The organism is Acinetobacter bohemicus ANC 3994, assembly GCF_000367925.1.
Taxonomy (GTDB): Bacteria; Pseudomonadota; Gammaproteobacteria; order Pseudomonadales; family Moraxellaceae; genus Acinetobacter; species Acinetobacter bohemicus.
In genome coordinates this window covers 312,477-329,889 of the sequence record NZ_KB849164.1, presented here as the reverse complement: position 1 = coordinate 329,889, position 17,413 = coordinate 312,477, and the positions used below count along the sequence as shown (strand labels likewise).

The 17,413-nt window shown below is 38.6% G+C and carries 16 protein-coding genes and 1 tRNA gene; 8 read left to right on the top strand and 9 right to left on the bottom strand.

From position 1 onward, the window contains the following. The first annotated feature begins 54 nt into the window (after nt 1-54). Nucleotides 55-429 carry a diacylglycerol kinase gene (locus tag F994_RS01535; protein WP_004648250.1) on the top strand — a complete coding sequence of 125 codons (375 nt, stop codon included), beginning with the start codon at nt 55-57 and terminating at the stop codon, nt 427-429. A 128-nt stretch (nt 430-557) separates the two neighbouring features. On the opposite strand, the gene F994_RS01530 is transcribed toward F994_RS01535, so the two are convergent. Then, nucleotides 558-2,159: an isocitrate lyase gene (locus F994_RS01530; RefSeq protein ID WP_004648249.1), complete on the bottom strand. Its 1,602-nt coding sequence runs from the start codon at nt 2,157-2,159 to the stop codon at nt 558-560. 811 nt (nt 2,160-2,970) lie between these two features. On the opposite strand from F994_RS01530, the gene F994_RS01525 reads away from it, so the two are divergent. Both F994_RS01525 and F994_RS01520 read left to right on the top strand, forming a co-directional pair. After that, a complete protein-coding gene (locus F994_RS01525) occupies nt 2,971-3,960 on the top strand; it encodes a LysR family transcriptional regulator (protein WP_004648248.1) in 990 nt (329 codons plus the stop codon). A gap of 128 nt (nt 3,961-4,088) precedes the next feature. Then, a complete protein-coding gene (locus tag F994_RS01520) occupies nt 4,089-5,417 on the top strand; it encodes a polyamine export protein PaeA (RefSeq protein WP_004648246.1) in 1,329 nt (442 codons plus the stop codon). Between the two features lie 94 nt (nt 5,418-5,511). Here the strand turns inward: F994_RS01520 and F994_RS01515 are convergent, their stop codons facing one another. Then, nucleotides 5,512-6,021: a hypothetical protein gene (locus F994_RS01515; protein WP_004648245.1), complete on the bottom strand. Its 510-nt coding sequence runs from the start codon at nt 6,019-6,021 to the stop codon at nt 5,512-5,514. A 355-nt stretch (nt 6,022-6,376) separates the two neighbouring features. Here F994_RS01515 and F994_RS01510 point away from each other — a divergent pair, with 355 nt between their 5' ends. After that, on the top strand, nt 6,377-7,108 hold the full coding sequence (locus F994_RS01510; RefSeq protein WP_004648244.1) for a hypothetical protein: 732 nt from the start codon (nt 6,377-6,379) through the stop codon (nt 7,106-7,108). A gap of 44 nt (nt 7,109-7,152) precedes the next feature. On the opposite strand, the gene F994_RS01505 is transcribed toward F994_RS01510, so the two are convergent. Beyond that, nucleotides 7,153-8,916, bottom strand: a complete 1,764-nt coding sequence (locus tag F994_RS01505; protein WP_034696445.1) for an alkaline phosphatase D family protein — start codon at nt 8,914-8,916, stop codon at nt 7,153-7,155. A 208-nt stretch (nt 8,917-9,124) separates the two neighbouring features. Between F994_RS01505 and F994_RS01500 the strand changes: the two genes are divergently transcribed. Further along, nucleotides 9,125-9,210: transfer RNA gene (locus tag F994_RS01500), tRNA-Leu, on the top strand. Nucleotides 9,211-9,315: 105 nt separating this feature from the next. Then, on the top strand, nt 9,316-9,708 hold the full coding sequence (locus tag F994_RS01495) for a hypothetical protein (RefSeq protein ID WP_004648242.1): 393 nt from the start codon (nt 9,316-9,318) through the stop codon (nt 9,706-9,708). Between the two features lie 16 nt (nt 9,709-9,724). On the opposite strand, the gene F994_RS01490 is transcribed toward F994_RS01495, so the two are convergent. From F994_RS01490 to rlmE, 5 genes are all read right to left on the bottom strand, one after another. Beyond that, nucleotides 9,725-10,039, bottom strand: a complete 315-nt coding sequence (locus F994_RS01490) for a DUF5713 family protein (protein ID WP_034696443.1) — start codon at nt 10,037-10,039, stop codon at nt 9,725-9,727. Between the two features lie 122 nt (nt 10,040-10,161). Beyond that, entirely contained in the window at nt 10,162-11,754 is a 1,593-nt protein-coding gene (locus F994_RS01485; RefSeq protein WP_004648240.1) for a vWA domain-containing protein, read from the bottom strand. A gap of 154 nt (nt 11,755-11,908) precedes the next feature. Beyond that, nucleotides 11,909-12,760: a dihydropteroate synthase gene (folP, locus tag F994_RS01480; protein ID WP_004648239.1), complete on the bottom strand. Its 852-nt coding sequence runs from the start codon at nt 12,758-12,760 to the stop codon at nt 11,909-11,911. Nucleotides 12,761-12,897: 137 nt separating this feature from the next. Further along, on the bottom strand, nt 12,898-14,787 hold the full coding sequence (ftsH, locus tag F994_RS01475) for an ATP-dependent zinc metalloprotease FtsH (protein WP_004648238.1): 1,890 nt from the start codon (nt 14,785-14,787) through the stop codon (nt 12,898-12,900). 132 nt (nt 14,788-14,919) lie between these two features. Continuing rightward, nucleotides 14,920-15,570, bottom strand: coding sequence for a 23S rRNA (uridine(2552)-2'-O)-methyltransferase RlmE (rlmE, locus tag F994_RS01470; protein WP_034696440.1), 651 nt, complete (start codon nt 15,568-15,570; stop codon nt 14,920-14,922). Between the two features lie 196 nt (nt 15,571-15,766). Between rlmE and yhbY the strand changes: the two genes are divergently transcribed. Beyond that, nucleotides 15,767-16,090: a ribosome assembly RNA-binding protein YhbY gene (gene yhbY / locus F994_RS01465; protein WP_004648235.1), complete on the top strand. Its 324-nt coding sequence runs from the start codon at nt 15,767-15,769 to the stop codon at nt 16,088-16,090. A gap of 5 nt (nt 16,091-16,095) precedes the next feature. Next, on the top strand, nt 16,096-16,635 hold the full coding sequence (locus tag F994_RS01460) for a DOMON-like domain-containing protein (protein WP_004648234.1): 540 nt from the start codon (nt 16,096-16,098) through the stop codon (nt 16,633-16,635). Nucleotides 16,636-16,846: 211 nt separating this feature from the next. Here the strand turns inward: F994_RS01460 and F994_RS01455 are convergent, their stop codons facing one another. Further along, nucleotides 16,847-17,413, bottom strand: coding sequence for a hypothetical protein (locus tag F994_RS01455; protein ID WP_004648233.1), 567 nt, complete (start codon nt 17,411-17,413; stop codon nt 16,847-16,849).

Here is a 17,413-nt window from a genome sequence, read left to right as displayed (position 1 = left end):
CTCTATTTAATAAATTTGCTCTATTTTGTCTAAAACTGATGAAAAATTTGAGTTATGAACCATTATTCCCCCTTCAAAGGCTCAACAGGCTTAAAACGCATTATCAATGCCACCTCATACTCCCTGTCTGGTTTTAAAGCTGCATTTTTCAATGAAGCCGCTTTTCGACAAATTACATTTTTAAATGTCGTCCTCATTCCCTGTAGTTTTTTGCTTGATGTGTCCCGTGTAGAACAAGCATTAATGATTGCTGTCTGTTTACTTGCACTGATTGTGGAATTATTTAATTCTGCGATTGAAGCAGTTGTCGATCGTATTTCTTTAGAAAAACATGCACTATCAAAAAATGCCAAAGATATGGGCAGTGCTGCGCAATTTGTGGCTTTAAGCATTATTTTTATTACATGGCTGCTGATTTTAATCTCTTAACCATGGCAGTTCATCATATAAATGTAAATCTTATAGCTTCCTTAATCTTTATAGCTTGTGCTTACTTCAATTAACAGCCATAAAAAAACCCTGCTTACGCAGGGTTTTTTCTGAATCAATTGGGAGGATTAACCACCGAATTGGTTCATTGTGTTTTTAGCATCATCATGCGCTTTAAGAGCGTTGTCACCAGAGAAGATTTCTTTGTGATCATCACCGATGTCAGAACCAGCCATTGCTTGGTGTTTAACACATGCAATCGTACCGCGGATTTCTTTACGTTGTACGCCAGCAACATAAGCAAGCATACCTTGATCGCCGAAGTAACCTTGTGCAAGCTCATGAGTAGAAAGAGCAGCTGTGTGGTAAGTCGGAAGTGTGATCAAGTGATGGAACACACCCGCTTCACGAGAAGCGTCAGCTTGGAATGTACGAACTTTTTCGTCAGCATCAGCAGCTAATTCAGTTTCGTCATACTCAGCGCTCATTAATTTAGCACGGTCGTAAGCAGAAACATCTTTACCTTCAGCAACAAAACGGTCATAAGACTGTTGACGGAAGTTTAAAGTCCAGTTGAATGATGGGCTGTTGTTGTAAACAAGCTTCGCATTTGGAACTGTTTCACGTACACGGTTAACCATGTGAGCGATTTCTTCAACGTTTGGCGTCGCAGTTTCGATCCAAAGTAAGTCAGCACCGTTTTGAAGGCTAGATACACAGTCAAGTACAACACGGTCAATTTGAGTGTCAGCACGGAACTGGTAAAGACCAGAAGGTAAACGCTTAGGACGGTGTAATTTACCATCACGTTTGATCAAGATTTCGTCTTCTTGAGCATCAGCAATGTCAATTTCAACTGTGTCTAGGAAACCGATGTATTGAGAAGCGATGTCACCTGGCTCTTTAACCACTGGGATTTTTTGAGTCAAGTCAGCGCCTTCAGAGTCAGTACGCGCAACGATGATACCGTCATCAAGACCCATTTCTAAGAATGCATAACGTAATGCATGGATTTTAGAGATGAAGTCTTCATGTGGAACAGTTACTTTACCAGCTTGGTGACCACACTGTTTAGCATCAGATACTTGGTTTTCAATTTGAAGCGCACAAGCACCAGCTTCGATCATTTTACGAGCAAGTAAGTAAGTCGCTTCTTCGTTACCGAAACCAGCATCGATGTCCGCAATAATTGGCACAACGTGAGTTTGGAAACCGTCGATTTGAGCAGTGATTTCAGCAGCTTTAGCAGTATCACCAGCTTCGTTTGCTTTTTTAAGCGCACGGAACAAATCGTTTAATTCTTTCGCATCAGCTTGACGAAGGAAAGTGTAGATTTCTTCGATCAAAGCAGGTACTGAAGTTTTTTCGTGCATAGATTGGTCAGGAAGTGGACCGAATTCTGAACGAAGTGCAGCAACCATCCAACCAGAAAGGTAGATGTAACGACGGTCAGTTGTACCGAAGTATTTTTTGTTCGCAATCATTTTTTGTTGTGCGATGAAACCATGCCAGCAGCCTAAAGACTGAGTGTATTGGCTAGAATCAGCATCATAAGCCGCCATATCACGACGCATAATCGCAGCTGTATATTTAGCAATATCTAAACCAGTTTTGAATTGGTTTTGCATTTGCATACGTGCAGCATCTTCTGGGCTGATATCGCGCCAAGTGCTACCGAATTTTGCTTTTAATTCACGGATTGCATCTACTGCTGTTTGATATGTAGACATGATATTTTCCTGTAATAATATTAGGATTTCATCAATCGAAGAACTAAATCTGCTCGGTATACAATTGTTCAGATTTAGAGCGCTTCGTTGTTATGGGTACAGCTTAGATCGAGTCAAATAATTAATCCAATATTCTATGTTGATTTTCAATATTTATTTAAAAAATATGTAGATCAAAGTCGTATTATAATTATGATGTCTATATTTAAACCATTGTTATTATTCATTTAAATAAGTTGTCATTTTTTATTTTTCACAGTAAAAATATATTCAGCCCCTATTTTTTCTTCATTAGACCTAAGTCTTAAACTTTTGAATAAGCCTGATTTTATAAAATAATTCGGTTTTTATCTGTTTTATGATCAGCATATTTAAAATAAGCACTGCTTATAATTACCCCTATAAATAGCCAAGCCTTCAGCATTTTCAATGGCTATATTTAACGGTTTTAAAAACGGCCGCTATCTAGACTTAATGCTTCAAAACGGTAATCACGTTAAAATAAATTGCATTTAGCCACCTCGAATAAAAGCGCAACACAGTTTGTCTTATCGCAATTACAATACCCATCCTTCAATCGATAAAATACAAGATCTGGAGTTACCTTAGACCAAAAATTATATGGAGCTGGCTTAAAAATGAGTTTCTCATGTCACAGAATTTGCAACAAAAAAGAACATGATGCACCATAATAGAACCATATATGATTCTATTTTATAACGTCTTTTTTTTCATCATATTTCCTACACAAGCCTTGCTGCTTATGGCATAATCAATATAATTTCATGGCTTGATTATCGGTATTTTTTATATGAATTTGGAGCGTGTCGACCTCAATCTATTAATTTACCTCGATGTACTTTTACGTGAAAAAAATGTAACCCGCGCAGCAGAACAATTGGGTGTTACCCAACCCGCCATGAGTAATATTTTACGTCGTTTACGTAATTTATTTAATGATCCCCTCCTTATTCGCTCTTCTGAAGGAATGACCCCAACAGAACGTGCACTCGAACTTCAACCTCGTATCCGTGATGCCTTGTCTGATTTATCCATGATCTTGGAACCACGTACCGAATTTCGTCCTTATACCTCGAACCGTGTTTTCCGCATTATGACCTCGGACTATGCTGAAGCGACACTGGTTCCTCGTCTAGTCAAAGCCTTACGCTCTGAAGCACCCAATGTCGTGCTTGACTTTTTAACCCCAAGTGACGTGTCATACCGTGACATGGAGCAAGGTAAAGTTGATTTAGCCATTAACCGCTTTAATGAAATTCCACAAAGTTTTCACCAAGTCTTGGTTTGGCGTGACAGCTTTTCTTGTTTATTGAACAATAAACACCCTGCGGCATCCAATTTAAATCTGAAAAGCTACCTAGATGCGCAACATATTTGGGTGTCTAAAACCGGTATGGGCGTTGGTTTCGGGGTCAATCCTGAAAAACAAGCTGGACTCGGTTGGATTGATCAAGCACTAGAGCGTATTGGTCAAAAACGTAAGATTTCCGTCTTTACTCGTCACTATCAAATGCCTGCTCTTTTGGCCTCGAATGTCGATTTGATTGCAACCTTACCTAGCCGTATTGCACATCTCCAATCAAACAATTCAAATTTGCTGATTAAAGATCCACCATTCTATATTCCTGAATTTGAATTAAAAATGGCTTGGTGTCCGCTCTTGCATCATCATCCTGCACACCGCTGGTTACGTCAGCTTATTCTGTACGTTGCTCGTCAAATGATTGAAGAAGAAAATCGTGAATTTCTTATGAATAACTCACAATTTTCTCACTATTAAACAGAAAAATTCTTAAATTCTTCTTTTTTAAGCTTATACTGTGCCTATCGAGGTAGTAATCTCTTTACTACCTCCCATTCTTTTGTGTTAAAAATATTCCATAATAATGATGATCTACAGGTGGATTCGTGAGCCTTTTCCAGAATATCCTCATCATCGTAATACTGATTGCAGGAGCCGGTTTCCTCTCTTTAACTGAAATTGCCCTTGCTGGTGCACGCAAGGTCAAACTTAAAATTCTTGCTGAATCTGGCGATGAACGCGCACAGAAAGTTTTAGACTTACAAGCACAATCTGCTGACTTCTTTGCTGCTTCACAAATTGGCTTAAATGCCGTTGCCATTCTGGGTGGTATTTTAGGTGAGGCTGCCTTCCGTCCCTATTTCGTCACGCTTATTGATCGTATTTATCAAGGGCCTTGGACGGAAACGATTGGTTTTGCGCTCTCCTTTACCTTAGTGACCTCACTTTTTATTCTTTTTGCAGATTTAATGCCGAAACGCTTGGCCATGATCGCACCAGAAAAAATTGCGGTCTCTGTCATTAATCCAATTCAAATCTTTATTAAAGTCTGTAAACCATTGGCTTGGATTATTAATGCCATCGCGAATTTATTGTTCCGCTTGTTTAAAGTGAATACCATTCGTGACGACAATATTACCTTCGCAGATATTTCAGCCGTCATGGATGCGGGTGCCCAAGCGGGTGTGCTACAAAAGCAAGAACATCATTTTATTGAAAATGTATTTGAACTTGAAGAACGGAATGTACCCTCAAGTATGACCACGCGTGAAAATGTGGTGTTTTTTACCTTAAAAGAATCTGAAGCCAGCATTCGCCAAAAACTTGCAGAATATCCATATTCTAAGTTTTTAGTGTGTAGTGAAAATATTGATGATGTGATTGGCTATATTGATGCCAAAGATATTTTGGTGCGTATTCTCAACAATCAATCTTTATTGCAATTGAACGAAAATACCATTCGTAACGTACTGACTATTCCAGATACATTAACCTTATCTGAATTACTAGATCGCTTCCGCTCAACCAAAGAAAAATTTGCGGTCGTTATTAACGAATATGCCTTGGTTGTGGGTGTAATTACCCTCTCCGACATTATGATTACCGTCATGGGCGATTGGGTGACTCCGATTGAAGCCGATCAGCAAATTATTAAACGTGATAACAATTCATGGCTGATTGATGGCAGCACGCCCATTGAAGATATCAAACATGCGCTTGAAATTAATGAAATGCCAGATGACGAAAATTATGAGACCATTGCTGGTTTTATGATGTATAAGCTGCGCAAAATTCCACGCCCTGCCGATGCCGTGAATTTTGATGGTTATAAGTTTGAAGTGGTCGATGTCGACCATTTCAAGATTGACCAATTACTGGTCACCCGCTTACTTGAAAAACCCACAGAAAATGAAACTCAAGAAGAAGCAGAGTAAATCGTCACTCAAATTTAAGGATCTGCTTTTCCTAAAAAAGTGAGATGACATAAAAAGCACCTTCTATTAGGTGCTTTTTTTACTTCAATAAAAATTATTTAAAATTCTCAATCAAGCTTTCAATCACTAAAGCATAATGAATTCGAATATCATCTTCTAAAATATTGTAGGCATTATCAAACTGAACCATTGGCCAGCCTTCTTTCCAAAATGGGAAAATATTGTGCAGACCATTGGTTACAATAGCATCTTCACGAACAATGGCTTGTGCAATTTGTGATAAAACCTGAGCAGTTTCAGCACCATCAATCGCCATATAATCAATGCCACGTACTTTCAAAATACGGATACGATCTTTTTTATATTTAATCTTTTTCGCTTGTCCTGCATTTAACCCCAATGCCAAAGTAACTGCTTCAACAAAGTTTTTTTCAAAAGCATTATGCAAAGCAACAATTGCTTGCTTATGTGCTTCTTGACGACCTGCTTTACCACCATTCAAGATAATCTCTTTCGCTTCAGTATTCAGCTCATCGTTTTTCATGGACTGTAAAATGTCTAAAATTTCGATATCGCTTAAAGATTCAGGAGATTGATCAGTCATGAACTGTCCTTGGACAAAATAATAAAGCACTATTTTCGCATAAATCATCATTTAATACAGGAATAAAATCTAGTTCAGCCTATTCTTCACGCATAGCACCGCTAAAATAATTGTTAAAACAACTTGATTACCGGCAAAACCAATTTATCTAAATGATGGCCCCAATTAACGATTTTCAAATAAAACAATATGGTAGATTAATCCTCAGAAATCCCGAAAATTTAACTTTGCATTTTACTGAAAATAAAAATAACAGCGTTTTATTGCTGATTCATAAATGATAGCGCCACTTTTTTCTGCCAAATGGCATTAAATCATTTATATTACAATTCATTTTTATGTGCCCTTGATTCTTATGATCAGCAACAAACAAACTGCGCTTTTTTTAAAACAAATGCGGGAACAACACCCAACCGCCTTTAAAAGAAATTTTTTGTTTTATAGTATGATCAAAACCAAAGGCATTTTAGACGAACTTAAAGAACTAATTCCTTGGCTGCTTGCAGCAATGATTTTTATTTCTCTTTCAATGAGTTTAGGCCATTTCATTTCGGTTCAATTGCCACAATTTGATCACTTTCGTTCCTATGGCATTGCTGTTTTAGCCATCATGTTATTGTTTATGCTGTATACCCCATTGGTGATTAAACAAATCAAACATAGTTCAACCTCTTTATATCAACAGCTTCGTCATACCCCGATTAAATTAGCAGGACTTATTCTGCTCCAAGCCATTAACATCGCCTATATTGAAAGTATTTTTTTACAAATTATTCTTTTTTTTCTTGCCTTAAGTTTTGGTTTTGTACGCTTTTATAAAGAAAATATGTTCCGTGCAGACACTCAAAATGAGCAATATTTTTATCTACAAGAAACACGTCGAATTTGCTTTTGGTCATATAAACAAATTTTAAAAATTAAACTCAAACGTTTATTCAGTGCTAAAAATTCAGCAACGCGCAATGTACTTCAACAACAAGAACAACATTTTATTGATCTTCACATTCAACTGATTCGTTATGAAAACGAACTGTGTAAAACCCATAAACATGTTGATGTCGAAACCTATTTAGATAGTTTAATGTAGCGCCCAAAACTGAGTTTCCCTACCCAGCTTTTGAACACCGCAAGTTAAGCAATTTTTGGTTCGGCTTTTATATCATTGAGCATGCTGTCGACCAAAACTTGATAAGAACGATCATGATCGACAGTATACTGTCGGTCTTTAATTGTATTCACAAACACCCAATTCGCTTGCATCTGCTGCGCAGTAAAATGCACAGTTAAATAGCCACGTTGGTTCAAATTACAATAATTGAGTTCATCAATTAAAGTTCTAAAAGCCAATTCAAACTGCTGTAATTGTGCCAAGGGAATATTTAAATATTTTTCCAAACCCGGTGAAGACACTGAACTGGTCGCCAGCTCTAACCCCACATGCGCGCCACTTTGATTATATAAATCCGATGCCCATGCATTGTGTGTATCACCAGCTAAAACCACGACCTTTTTATCAACTTTTCTCAAGGTCGCATAGAGTGCTTCACGTTCCGCAGCGTAACCATCCCAAGCATCTAAATTATAGGGTGCCACTAAAGTTAAACGTGCTTTTTCTATTTCTGTTAGGCTTGGATCACCCTGTAAAGCGCGCATTTTCAACGTGACTAATTCTGGAATTTTTTGGTTTAAGGCCACTACATCCATCTGGCTTAATGGCAGCAAAAGTTCCGCAGGAATCAGCATCTTACTCATCAGTACTTGTTGACCGAGTACATTCCAAGTCGCTGTAGATTGCTCTAATTGAGCCTGTAGCCATTGTAATTGCGTACTCCCCATTAACGTCCGCATTGGATGATTTAAATCTTCTTGAAAACGCTGAAAATTCATGCCCTGCGCTGTCATGTAGTCAGCATAATCTAACTGTCGATCACGCGCTAAAACGCGCGTGTCTAACATGGTCAACTGCACCAAGGTGCCAAAATTAAATTGACGATAAATATTTAAATGATCATTGTCTGAAACAGGACGTATAGGCATCCATTCAAAATAAGCTTGCAGCGCTGCAATTTTACGCTCTATAAATTTACCTTCATTTTTATTACTTCCTACTTCTTCTGTATGGTTTTCCGCGCCATCTTTCCATGTATCATTCGCTAGTTCATGATCATCCCAAATTACAATAAAGGGATGACGCTGATGTACAGTCTGTAAATCTATATCCTTGCGATATAAGGCATAACGCTTACGATAATCGTCTAACGTAATCATTTCTTTATTATTATCTAAAGCCAACTCCCGCCCCAATTTAGCAGCATCTTCCGTGGCATATCCATCTTTACCATATTCATAAATATAGTCTCCCAGATGAATCACCACATCGACATCCTGTTTGGCTATTTCCTGATAAACATGAAAGTAACCGGCTGGATAGTTAGAACAAGAACAGACCGCAAAACTCACCGTATTGCTCGTTTCAGGCAATGTTTTGGTTTGCCCTATAGGTGAAATAACATTGCCATAACGGAATCGGTAGTAATAGCGCTGATTTGATCTTAATTTATTGGCATCAACTTTTACGGTAAAATCTTGGGCTTGTGCCGTCTGTACTTTGCCAAAATTAACCAATTGGCTAAATTTTTGATCTAAGGCAATTTCCCAAATAACCTCTAAACGTAGAGATACATCATTCGGTGTAAGACGCGTCCATAAGATGACTTTATCTTTTAAAGGGTCGCCACTGGCAACACCATGTAAAAAATCTGCTTTCACACTATTAGATTGCATTCCATCATCAGAATCCCCACCACAAGCCGTCAGTGAAATCGGTAAAGATAAAGCCCCAAAACTGGCTAATGATTTTTGCAGAAGTTCACGGCGTGATATTTTCAAAGACATCATATTTTTCCTTATTTTTTATTCTTTTAATATAAAAAAGGATTATTGCTTTATGATCTCAAATCGATGAAAGAATCATGACAATTGATTGTTTTTTGATTGAAAATAAAAAATTTTGCTAGATAAGCACATGAATTGCTTGAAAAGAAAGCAAATAGACGCAAAGATACTTGCCAAGTTTTCATTCGTCCTCTATTATTGCGCTCATGCCCGAGTGGTGAAATCGGTAGACACAGGGGATTTAAAATCCCCCGCCCACAAAGCGTGCCAGTTCGAGTCTGGCCTCGGGCACCATTTTAATACTTCTTAAAATGGTGCAATAAAAATCCCAGCTTCTGCTGGTTTTTTTACGTCTGAATTATTAAAATACCTGCAAGCTCAGAACAAGAAATATAAAACATGAATTTCAACGGATTACAGCATCTGTTCTATATCGGCTGCTTTTTACTGATTACTTCACCTTTTAGCCATGCTGAAGAATTAGTCGTAACAAACAAGATAGATGTTATTTATGATTTATTTTCTGGAACAATCATACAAGATAAAGATCAACTGATTTTACAGCGCTGTAATTTAACCCAAACTCAATATTTACTTGATTTCAACCATACGCAAGATCAAGAAACCATTCGAAAACAACTCAAACAAGACGCTCATTTTTGGCTTACTCTTAAAGCTAGCGCTTATGAAAAAAATACACAATATCATTTAGTCGTGGATGAGATTTCAGACGTACATCTCAAAGAAAGCTGTCATCTTTCAGATTTATTGTCGGATTTAGATAAACTTTAAAAAAACAAAGAGTGAATTACCACTCTCTATTCGATACTAATTCTTCCATTTCAATATTCATGTAGCCATTATCTTGTGCCACCATCATCATCGCTTCAGCAATATAATCTGCTGCCGTGTCATCTAATGATGAATCAAGATCATCAAACTGTGGCTTCATCTTATTAATAAATACAACGGTTTCAGCAGCAAAACGGTAAATTTCGACTTCAGATAGATCGGTTTTTGCTATTTTCTTCGCAAACTGCTTAATGATCTGTTTAACTTCAGCGACAAGAATATCTGGATAATATTCATCATCAAACATGGGGAGAAGTAAATCTTCAAACATATAAAACTCAAAAAAGACACGCATTAAAGCGAGCTTGTATAACACAAACTTTACATTTTACCAAATGAAAAAATGAGCAGATTTCCATCTGCTCGTTTACATCACTTCAAACAACTCAGCGTCTAGGATTTTTTCTGTTCTGAACTTAAACTTTTTGCGATTTTCAATAGATCAATAAATTCTTCACGTAAGCCAAAGGTATCCGGTTTTTCAGCACTTTTTGCTAAGCGTAAAATTTCATCCCATTGCATATTTGCATTGTACTGGCCTCCTCGCAGTTGTTGTCCATACGCGGCAACCGCAATGGCAAAACGGGTATCTGTACTGGCCTGTGCCAGCGGCTTACTGGCAACCTGTACAGGGGAATTTAGCAAGATACTTTGCGCTTGGTTAGGCAATTTATAACGTAAATTTACATCAGCATACTCATGTTTAAGTGCGGCTGAAGCTGTAGATGTGGCTTGATAGCGCGATGAGTTTAACCAACCTTTTTGCCCGACAGGAATAATTTCATAGAGTGCAGTAACTGTATGCCCTGCACCAATATCCCCTGCATCGACTTGATCATTATTAAAATCTTCATTTTTTAATAAACGATTTTCATAACCAATCAGACGATATTCTTTAACCGTCGCTGGGTTAAATTCAACTTGTATTTTCACATCTTGCGCAACCGTTGCTAAAGTAGAGGACAACTGACGTTGCAACACTTTTTTAGCCTCACGCTCATTATCAATATAGCTATAATTACCATCACCTGCATCTGCAAGCTGCTCCATCAGCTGCTCATCATAATTACCACTACCAAAACCCAAAGTGGTAAATGAAATGCCTGATTTACGCTTTTCAGCAATCATCCCTTTTAATGCATTAAAATCGGTAACACCAACATTAAAGTCACCATCAGTCGCAATTAAAATACGGTTAATCCCTGCTTTAATATAAGACTTCTGCGCCTGCTCATAAGCCAATTGAATCGCCCGTTCGCCCGAAGTGGCACCTCCAGCATTTAAGCGATTAATCACTTTGATAATTTTATCCTTTTCCGCTCCAGAAGTTGGAGCCAAGACCAGATCCTCACCACTGGCATAGGTAATAATGGTGACTTGATCTTGTGGGCGTAGCTGCTCCGTGAGTAGTCGCAGTGTCTTCTTCACCAAAGGTAATTTATTCTCTGCATCCATACTTCCAGAAACATCGATCAGAAAAACTAAATTTGCGGGTGGTAATTGCTGTGCCTGCAAATCTTTGGCCTTAATCCCAATTCTGATAATTTTGGCATTCGGTTGCCAAGGTGAATCCACCGTTTCAGTATTGACCGAAAATGGGTGCTTAGTTTGAGCAGTCGGATTCGGATAATCATAGTTAAAATAATTCACCATTTCTTCAATGCGCACAGCATCCACCGGAGGAAGCTGACCATTTTGCAGTAGAAAACGGCGCACATTGCTATAACTTCCCGTATCAACATCAACACTAAATGTAGAAATGGGCTGCTGGGCAACACTATGTACAGGGTTTGTCTCTATTTTTTGGTAATTTTCGGTATTTTCCACCAACAGCTGAGCGTGTTCATATGCAGCCGTCTTCAACGCTGGCGCTGGCATCGACAATGCCGTAACTTCACCCATTCTCATTTGCTGAGATGGCATTTGTCCACAAGCAGCCAATATGAATGTACTTACCGTGACGGTCAAAAATTTAAGTTTAAACATTATTACTTATCCTAAGTTGTTATTATCAAAAACAAATCAATAGATTTCTGCACTATAAACAACTTTTATTTTTATCATACTGCCTTTATGTAATTTTGCGCTAAGCAATCAATAAGACAAGCCAGTTGAACCAATCAAACTGGCTTGCCTAAACTTAAGCTGACTGCATCGCTTTCCAGACTTTAATTGCATCTGTCATTGCCTTGACATCATGTGCACGCACCATACAAGCACCTTGTTGAATACTCATCAAATGAGCTGCTACCGAACCTACAGCACGGCTTTGAGCATCTGCTCCACCCAATGCTTCCCCAATAAAACGCTTACGAGATAATGCCGATAGAATCGGATAGCCCATTTGGTTTAATTTATAAAACTCTTGTAGCAGTTTTAAGTTTTGCTGTGCATTTTTTGCAAAACCAAAACCGGGATCAATCACCATATTTTCAGGCTTCACCCCGACTTTAAGAGCATCATTAACACGTTGTTGTAATTCCGCCATCACATCTGTCGTTACATCATGATATTGATTCAAGTTGTTCATCGTAGTTGGTTCACCACGCATATGCATAATAATAATGGGTATATTCAGCTCAGCTGCGGTGACTAAAGCGTGTGGACGTGTTAAAGCACGAACATCATTCCAAATATGCGCGCCTGCTTTTACCGCAGCCTTGATGACTTCAGGTTGTGAAGTATCAATTGAGATAACAACATTATGCTTGGATAGCGCTTCTACTACAGGTACGACACGACGAATTTCTTCTTCAACCTCAACCACAGATGCACCCGGTCGTGTCGATTCCCCCCCTACATCAATCACTGTCGCACCATCAGCCATCATTTGCAGCGCATATGCTATAGCTTGTTCTTGAGTATTATGCGTCCCACCATCACTAAAAGAGTCGGGAGTAACATTCAGAATCCCCATCACATGCGGTTGAGATAAATCTAAACTCAATGTTCCACATTGCAATACTCGTTCGGGTAATGGCATCAACCGCATAACAACTCTCCTAAAATTTCTAAGCGACAGTGTAGCAAGAGTTACTTTTATTCTTGCTGAAAATGTTTTCAAAGATTCAATTTTTAAGCATAAAAAAAGAGCCTCTAGTGAGACTCTTTTTTATATAAAGCTTTTGATTAATTTACAGGTAATGGTGGCGGTGTTGCTGGACCATCCTTTGGTGTTACATCAATCACTGGGTTTTCAGCAATATACACCTTAGGTGGTTGTGGTTCACGACCTTCCATGATGTCACGGATTTGGTCACGATCAATGGTTTCCCATTCCATTAACGCTTTCACCATCGCATGAGCAATATCTTTCTTACTTTCCAAGATATCACGTGCCACTTTGTACTGTTCATCCAAAATACGGCGAATTTCACGATCCACTTCTAACTGTGTAGTTTCAGAAATACTGCGGCTACCGATGCTGCCCATGAATGATTGCTGTGCATCTTCTTCATACACCATCACACCCATTTTGTCAGACATACCGTACTTGGTCACCATTGCACGCGCCATTTTTGTTGCACGTTCAAAATCGTTCGATGCGCCTGTAGACATTTGATTAATGAATACTTCTTCAGCGATACGACCACCAAACAAAATTGAAAGTTCATTCAACATTTTGTCTTTATAATGGCTAGTTTGGTCAAATTCAGGTAACTGCCAAGTCACACCCAATGCCCAACCACGCGGCATAATGGTGACTTTATGCACAGGATCTGTACCCGGTAAACTTTCAGCCACAATCGCATGACCTGCTTCATGGTAAGCCGTAGCACGACGTTCTTCATCACGAATCACCATCGATTTACGTTCAGGACCCATGTACAACTTATCTTTTGCATCTTCAAAATCGTGCATATCAACCGTATTCTTGTTACGACGTGCTGCAAATAATGCCGCTTCGTTTACAAGATTTGCCAATTGCGCACCAGAAAAACCAGGTGTACCACGTGCAAGAACTTTTACATCCACACCTGTTACTGAAGGTAATTTCTTCATGTGAACATTTAAAATTTGTTCACGACCTTTAATATCAGGAAGACCAACCATCACTTGACGGTCAAAACGACCCGGACGAAGTAAAGCTTTATCCAGTACATCTGCACGGTTTGTTGCAGCAATGACGATAATACCTTCATTACCTTCAAAACCGTCCATTTCCACCAGCATTTGGTTCAGTGTTTGCTCACGTTCATCATGACCACCACCTGTACCCGAACCACGATGGCGACCGACAGCATCGATCTCATCAATAAAGATGATACATGGTGCATGACGTTTTGCTTGTTCAAACATATCACGGACACGGGACGCACCCACACCCACAAACATTTCAACAAAGTCAGAACCAGAAATACTAAAAAATGGAACTTTTGCTTCACCAGCAATGGCTTTGGCAATTAAAGTTTTACCTGTACCCGGAGGACCAACCATTAAAACACCACGTGGAATACTTGCACCTAGGCGTTTAAATTTGGTTGGATCTTTCAAGAAGTCTACAATTTCAACAACTTCTTGTTTAGCTTCATCACAGCCAGCAACATCAGTAAATGTTACTTTAATTTGGTCTTCAGACAGCATTTTTGCTTTTGATTTACCAAAACTCATTGGGCCGCTTTTACCACCTGCACCGCCACCCATGTTGCGCATAAAGAACATGAATAACAAAATGATTAAAAGTACAGGGAAGCTAGCGATAAGAAGCTGCATCAACAAACCTTGACGTGCAGGTGCAGTACCTTCTACGACAACATTGTTTTTAATGAGGCTTGGCATAAGGTCTGGATCTTGAATCGCAGGGCGAATACTTTCAAACTCTGAACCGTTTGTTTTTTCACCACGAATTCTTTCACCATCAATTGTGACTTGCTTAATTTGACCAGCATTCACAGCTGAAACAAACTCTGAATAATTCAGTGCAGTCGGTTGATTGCGGTCACTGATGTTACTGAAAATAAGGATCAGTACACCGAGTATAACCAGCCACAATACGGCATTCTTGAAGAGATCGCTCAAAGCTTTATTCCCATATCAATCTAATTTGATCATGCCCAAAATGGGTGACCTTAATTTAAGCTAAAGACCAGCTTTTGCAATATTTTAAAAAAGTACAAAATGCACAATTTTTAACGTCTTGGCAAGTAAACTTTATTTAGAAGCCTTCTTACGCCCCTGTCCGATCAAAAATACTTCTTTCGAACGGGCACGCGAAGCAGCAGGTTTTGCTGTTTTTAGTACATCAAAGCTATCTACAACTTGTTTACGGAATTCATCAAATCCAATTCCTTGGAAAACCTTCACTACAAATTGACCTTTAGGTCCTAAAACCTTGTTGGCAAAATCTAAAGCAAGCTCACACAAGTAAATTTGACGAGGTTGATCTACAGCCTTATTACCTGATGTATTGGGGGCCATATCTGAAATTACAACGTCTACAGTCCGTCCATTTAAAATATTTAACAATTTTTCGAACACTTCTTCCTCGCGGAAGTCACCTTGCAAAAAAGTTACATCAGGTAATGCATCCATTTCCAAGATATCAGAAGCAATAAGTAAACCCTTATCACCCACCAGCTTTCCGGCAATTTGCGACCAACTTCCCGGTGCAGCACCAAGGTCAACAACCGTCATGCCTGGTTTAATAATTTTGTATTTTTCTTGCATTTCAAGCAGCTTATAAGCAGCACGCGCACGATAACCTTCCTTTTGTGCTTTTTTCACAAAAGGATCGTCTAAATGCTCTCTCATCCAATCTCGACTACTTTTCGATAACTTTGGGTTGGTAATGCGTGTCGCCATAACTCTCTAAATAATAAAAAACTGCTAATTCATGATTGTACGTGAAAAATACATGCCTTGCAGTATACATCTGTATCTAAAACCGATCTTTGGTGATGTTTTTTTCAATAATTGAAATCGATTATTTCAACAGAATATAAAGCGTTTAAACTTGGCATTTGTTATACTAAGCCGTTTTTAAAATTAGGTTATCTTTATGGCGGCTTTATCAATTCATGAACGCAAACGTTTGCGTCAAATCGGACATGCGCTTAACCCTGTGGTTATGCTTGGTGGTCAAGGTTTGACTGAAAGTGTCATTGAAGAAACAAACCGCGCTTTAAATGATCACGAACTCATCAAAGTTAAAATTGCGGGTGAAGATCGTGAAGCTCGTACTGCTGCGATTAGCGAAATTGCTCAAGTAACTGGTGCTGAAGTTGTACAAACCATTGGTAAAATTGCATTGCTTTATAAAAAAGCAGCCAAACAAAATCCAAAACTTTCAAACCTTGTACGCCACGCAAATTTGTCTAACTAAGCTTTATGGCCAGTTACGAACTTAGCGCTTTTGATCGTCGCTTTCAATCTATTTCCCTTGTGGGAGCGATTGAACAACAAGGTCCATATACTTTAAATGTGGGCTATTGGTTACGTGATCCCAATCAACTCATGCAATGGCCTGAATTGGTGAATGGAAACCCGCGCCAAGATTTCTTATGGGAACAAACCTGTTATGAAATTTTTATTGGCGTTCACGGTGAAGATTTCTATCGTGAGATTAACCTCTCGCCTTCACAAGCTTGGCAGGTTTATCAGTTTGAGGAATATCGTTACCCTGAAGATATGCCTCCTCAAACAGCAAATGATATTGAACTCAATCAGCTCAAACGCACACATTACGGTTTAAGTGTGAGTCTGGATCTCACCGAGTTTATGTTAAAGCACAAATTACAATGGGCGAATTTATTCTTAAGCTTAAGTGCTGTGCTTAAAACTTCGCAAGGTAATCAATACTATGCGATGCAGCATAGCAGCCCAAATGCAGACTTTCATAATAAACGTGATTGGCTACATCAGTTCTAAGCTAGCGCATTAATATTCGATAAATAAAAAAGTGAGGCATAGCACCTCACTTTTTTATTGCCTGTGATTTACTCGCCTTGAATCAAACATCTTCCCTCTTCCCTTGGGGAAAAAATTCATCTCTTTTGAAAGAAAAACACCAGATCATAAAAAAGTGAACAATGCGAAATGCATGGTTCACTTTTTTATTTTTTACATTTACATACCGTAATTAACTTTTAAGCGCTGTATCGCTCTCTGGTTTAGTCGCTTCAACTTTCTGCGGAGCCACTTTTTTCCATGCTTCTAACGTATTTTCTTTCGAACGTTTCAATGTTTCAGTTAACTGACCTTTATGCTTAACTGAAATTTGGCTGACATCTTCTTTTAACTCTTTACCCAATTTTGATAAATCGTTAATAACAGCATTTAATTCAGATTTCACAAACTCTTTTAATTCGCCTAAATCTTTTGGTGAAAAATTTAATTGCTTTTTAATGAGTTCAATACGCTGAATAAGATCTTGTTTCAAACTTTGGATTTGGTCTTGTACATTGCTCTGTAACTCCTGAGCTTCGACCTTAATATTTTCAGCCGATTCAGCAACCACTTCTGTTACTTTGTGCTGAGCTTCTTTAGAGGCCTGTTCCAATTTCTCAGCACTTTCAGTAACTACTGCAACCACTTCTGTTACTTTCTGTTGTGCTTCTTTAGAGACTTGTTCCAGCTTTTCAGCGCTTTCAGCAACTACCTCTTTTAATACTGTTTTAGCTTTAACCTGTTTTTGCTCTATAGTCAT

Bases quoted from the DNA above. Each gene is read 5' to 3' on its own strand.
- F994_RS01535 (WP_004648250.1), top strand. From the start codon at position 55: ATGAACCATTATTCCCCCTTCAAAGGCTCAACAGGCTTAAAACGCATT.
- F994_RS01530 (WP_004648249.1), bottom strand. From the start codon at position 2,159: ATGTCTACATATCAAACAGCAGTAGATGCAATCCGTGAATTAAAAGCA.
- F994_RS01525 (WP_004648248.1), top strand. From the start codon at position 2,971: ATGAATTTGGAGCGTGTCGACCTCAATCTATTAATTTACCTCGATGTA.
- F994_RS01515 (WP_004648245.1), bottom strand. From the start codon at position 6,021: ATGACTGATCAATCTCCTGAATCTTTAAGCGATATCGAAATTTTAGAC.
- F994_RS01510 (WP_004648244.1), top strand. From the start codon at position 6,377: ATGATCAGCAACAAACAAACTGCGCTTTTTTTAAAACAAATGCGGGAA.
- F994_RS01505 (WP_034696445.1), bottom strand. From the start codon at position 8,916: ATGTCTTTGAAAATATCACGCCGTGAACTTCTGCAAAAATCATTAGCC.
- F994_RS01495 (WP_004648242.1), top strand. From the start codon at position 9,316: ATGAATTTCAACGGATTACAGCATCTGTTCTATATCGGCTGCTTTTTA.
- F994_RS01490 (WP_034696443.1), bottom strand. From the start codon at position 10,039: ATGTTTGAAGATTTACTTCTCCCCATGTTTGATGATGAATATTATCCA.
- F994_RS01485 (WP_004648240.1), bottom strand. From the start codon at position 11,754: ATGTTTAAACTTAAATTTTTGACCGTCACGGTAAGTACATTCATATTG.
- folP (WP_004648239.1), bottom strand. From the start codon at position 12,760: ATGCGGTTGATGCCATTACCCGAACGAGTATTGCAATGTGGAACATTG.
- rlmE (WP_034696440.1), bottom strand. From the start codon at position 15,570: ATGGCGACACGCATTACCAACCCAAAGTTATCGAAAAGTAGTCGAGAT.
- yhbY (WP_004648235.1), top strand. From the start codon at position 15,767: ATGGCGGCTTTATCAATTCATGAACGCAAACGTTTGCGTCAAATCGGA.
- F994_RS01460 (WP_004648234.1), top strand. From the start codon at position 16,096: ATGGCCAGTTACGAACTTAGCGCTTTTGATCGTCGCTTTCAATCTATT.
- F994_RS01455 (WP_004648233.1), bottom strand. From the start codon at position 17,413: ATGACTATAGAGCAAAAACAGGTTAAAGCTAAAACAGTATTAAAAGAG.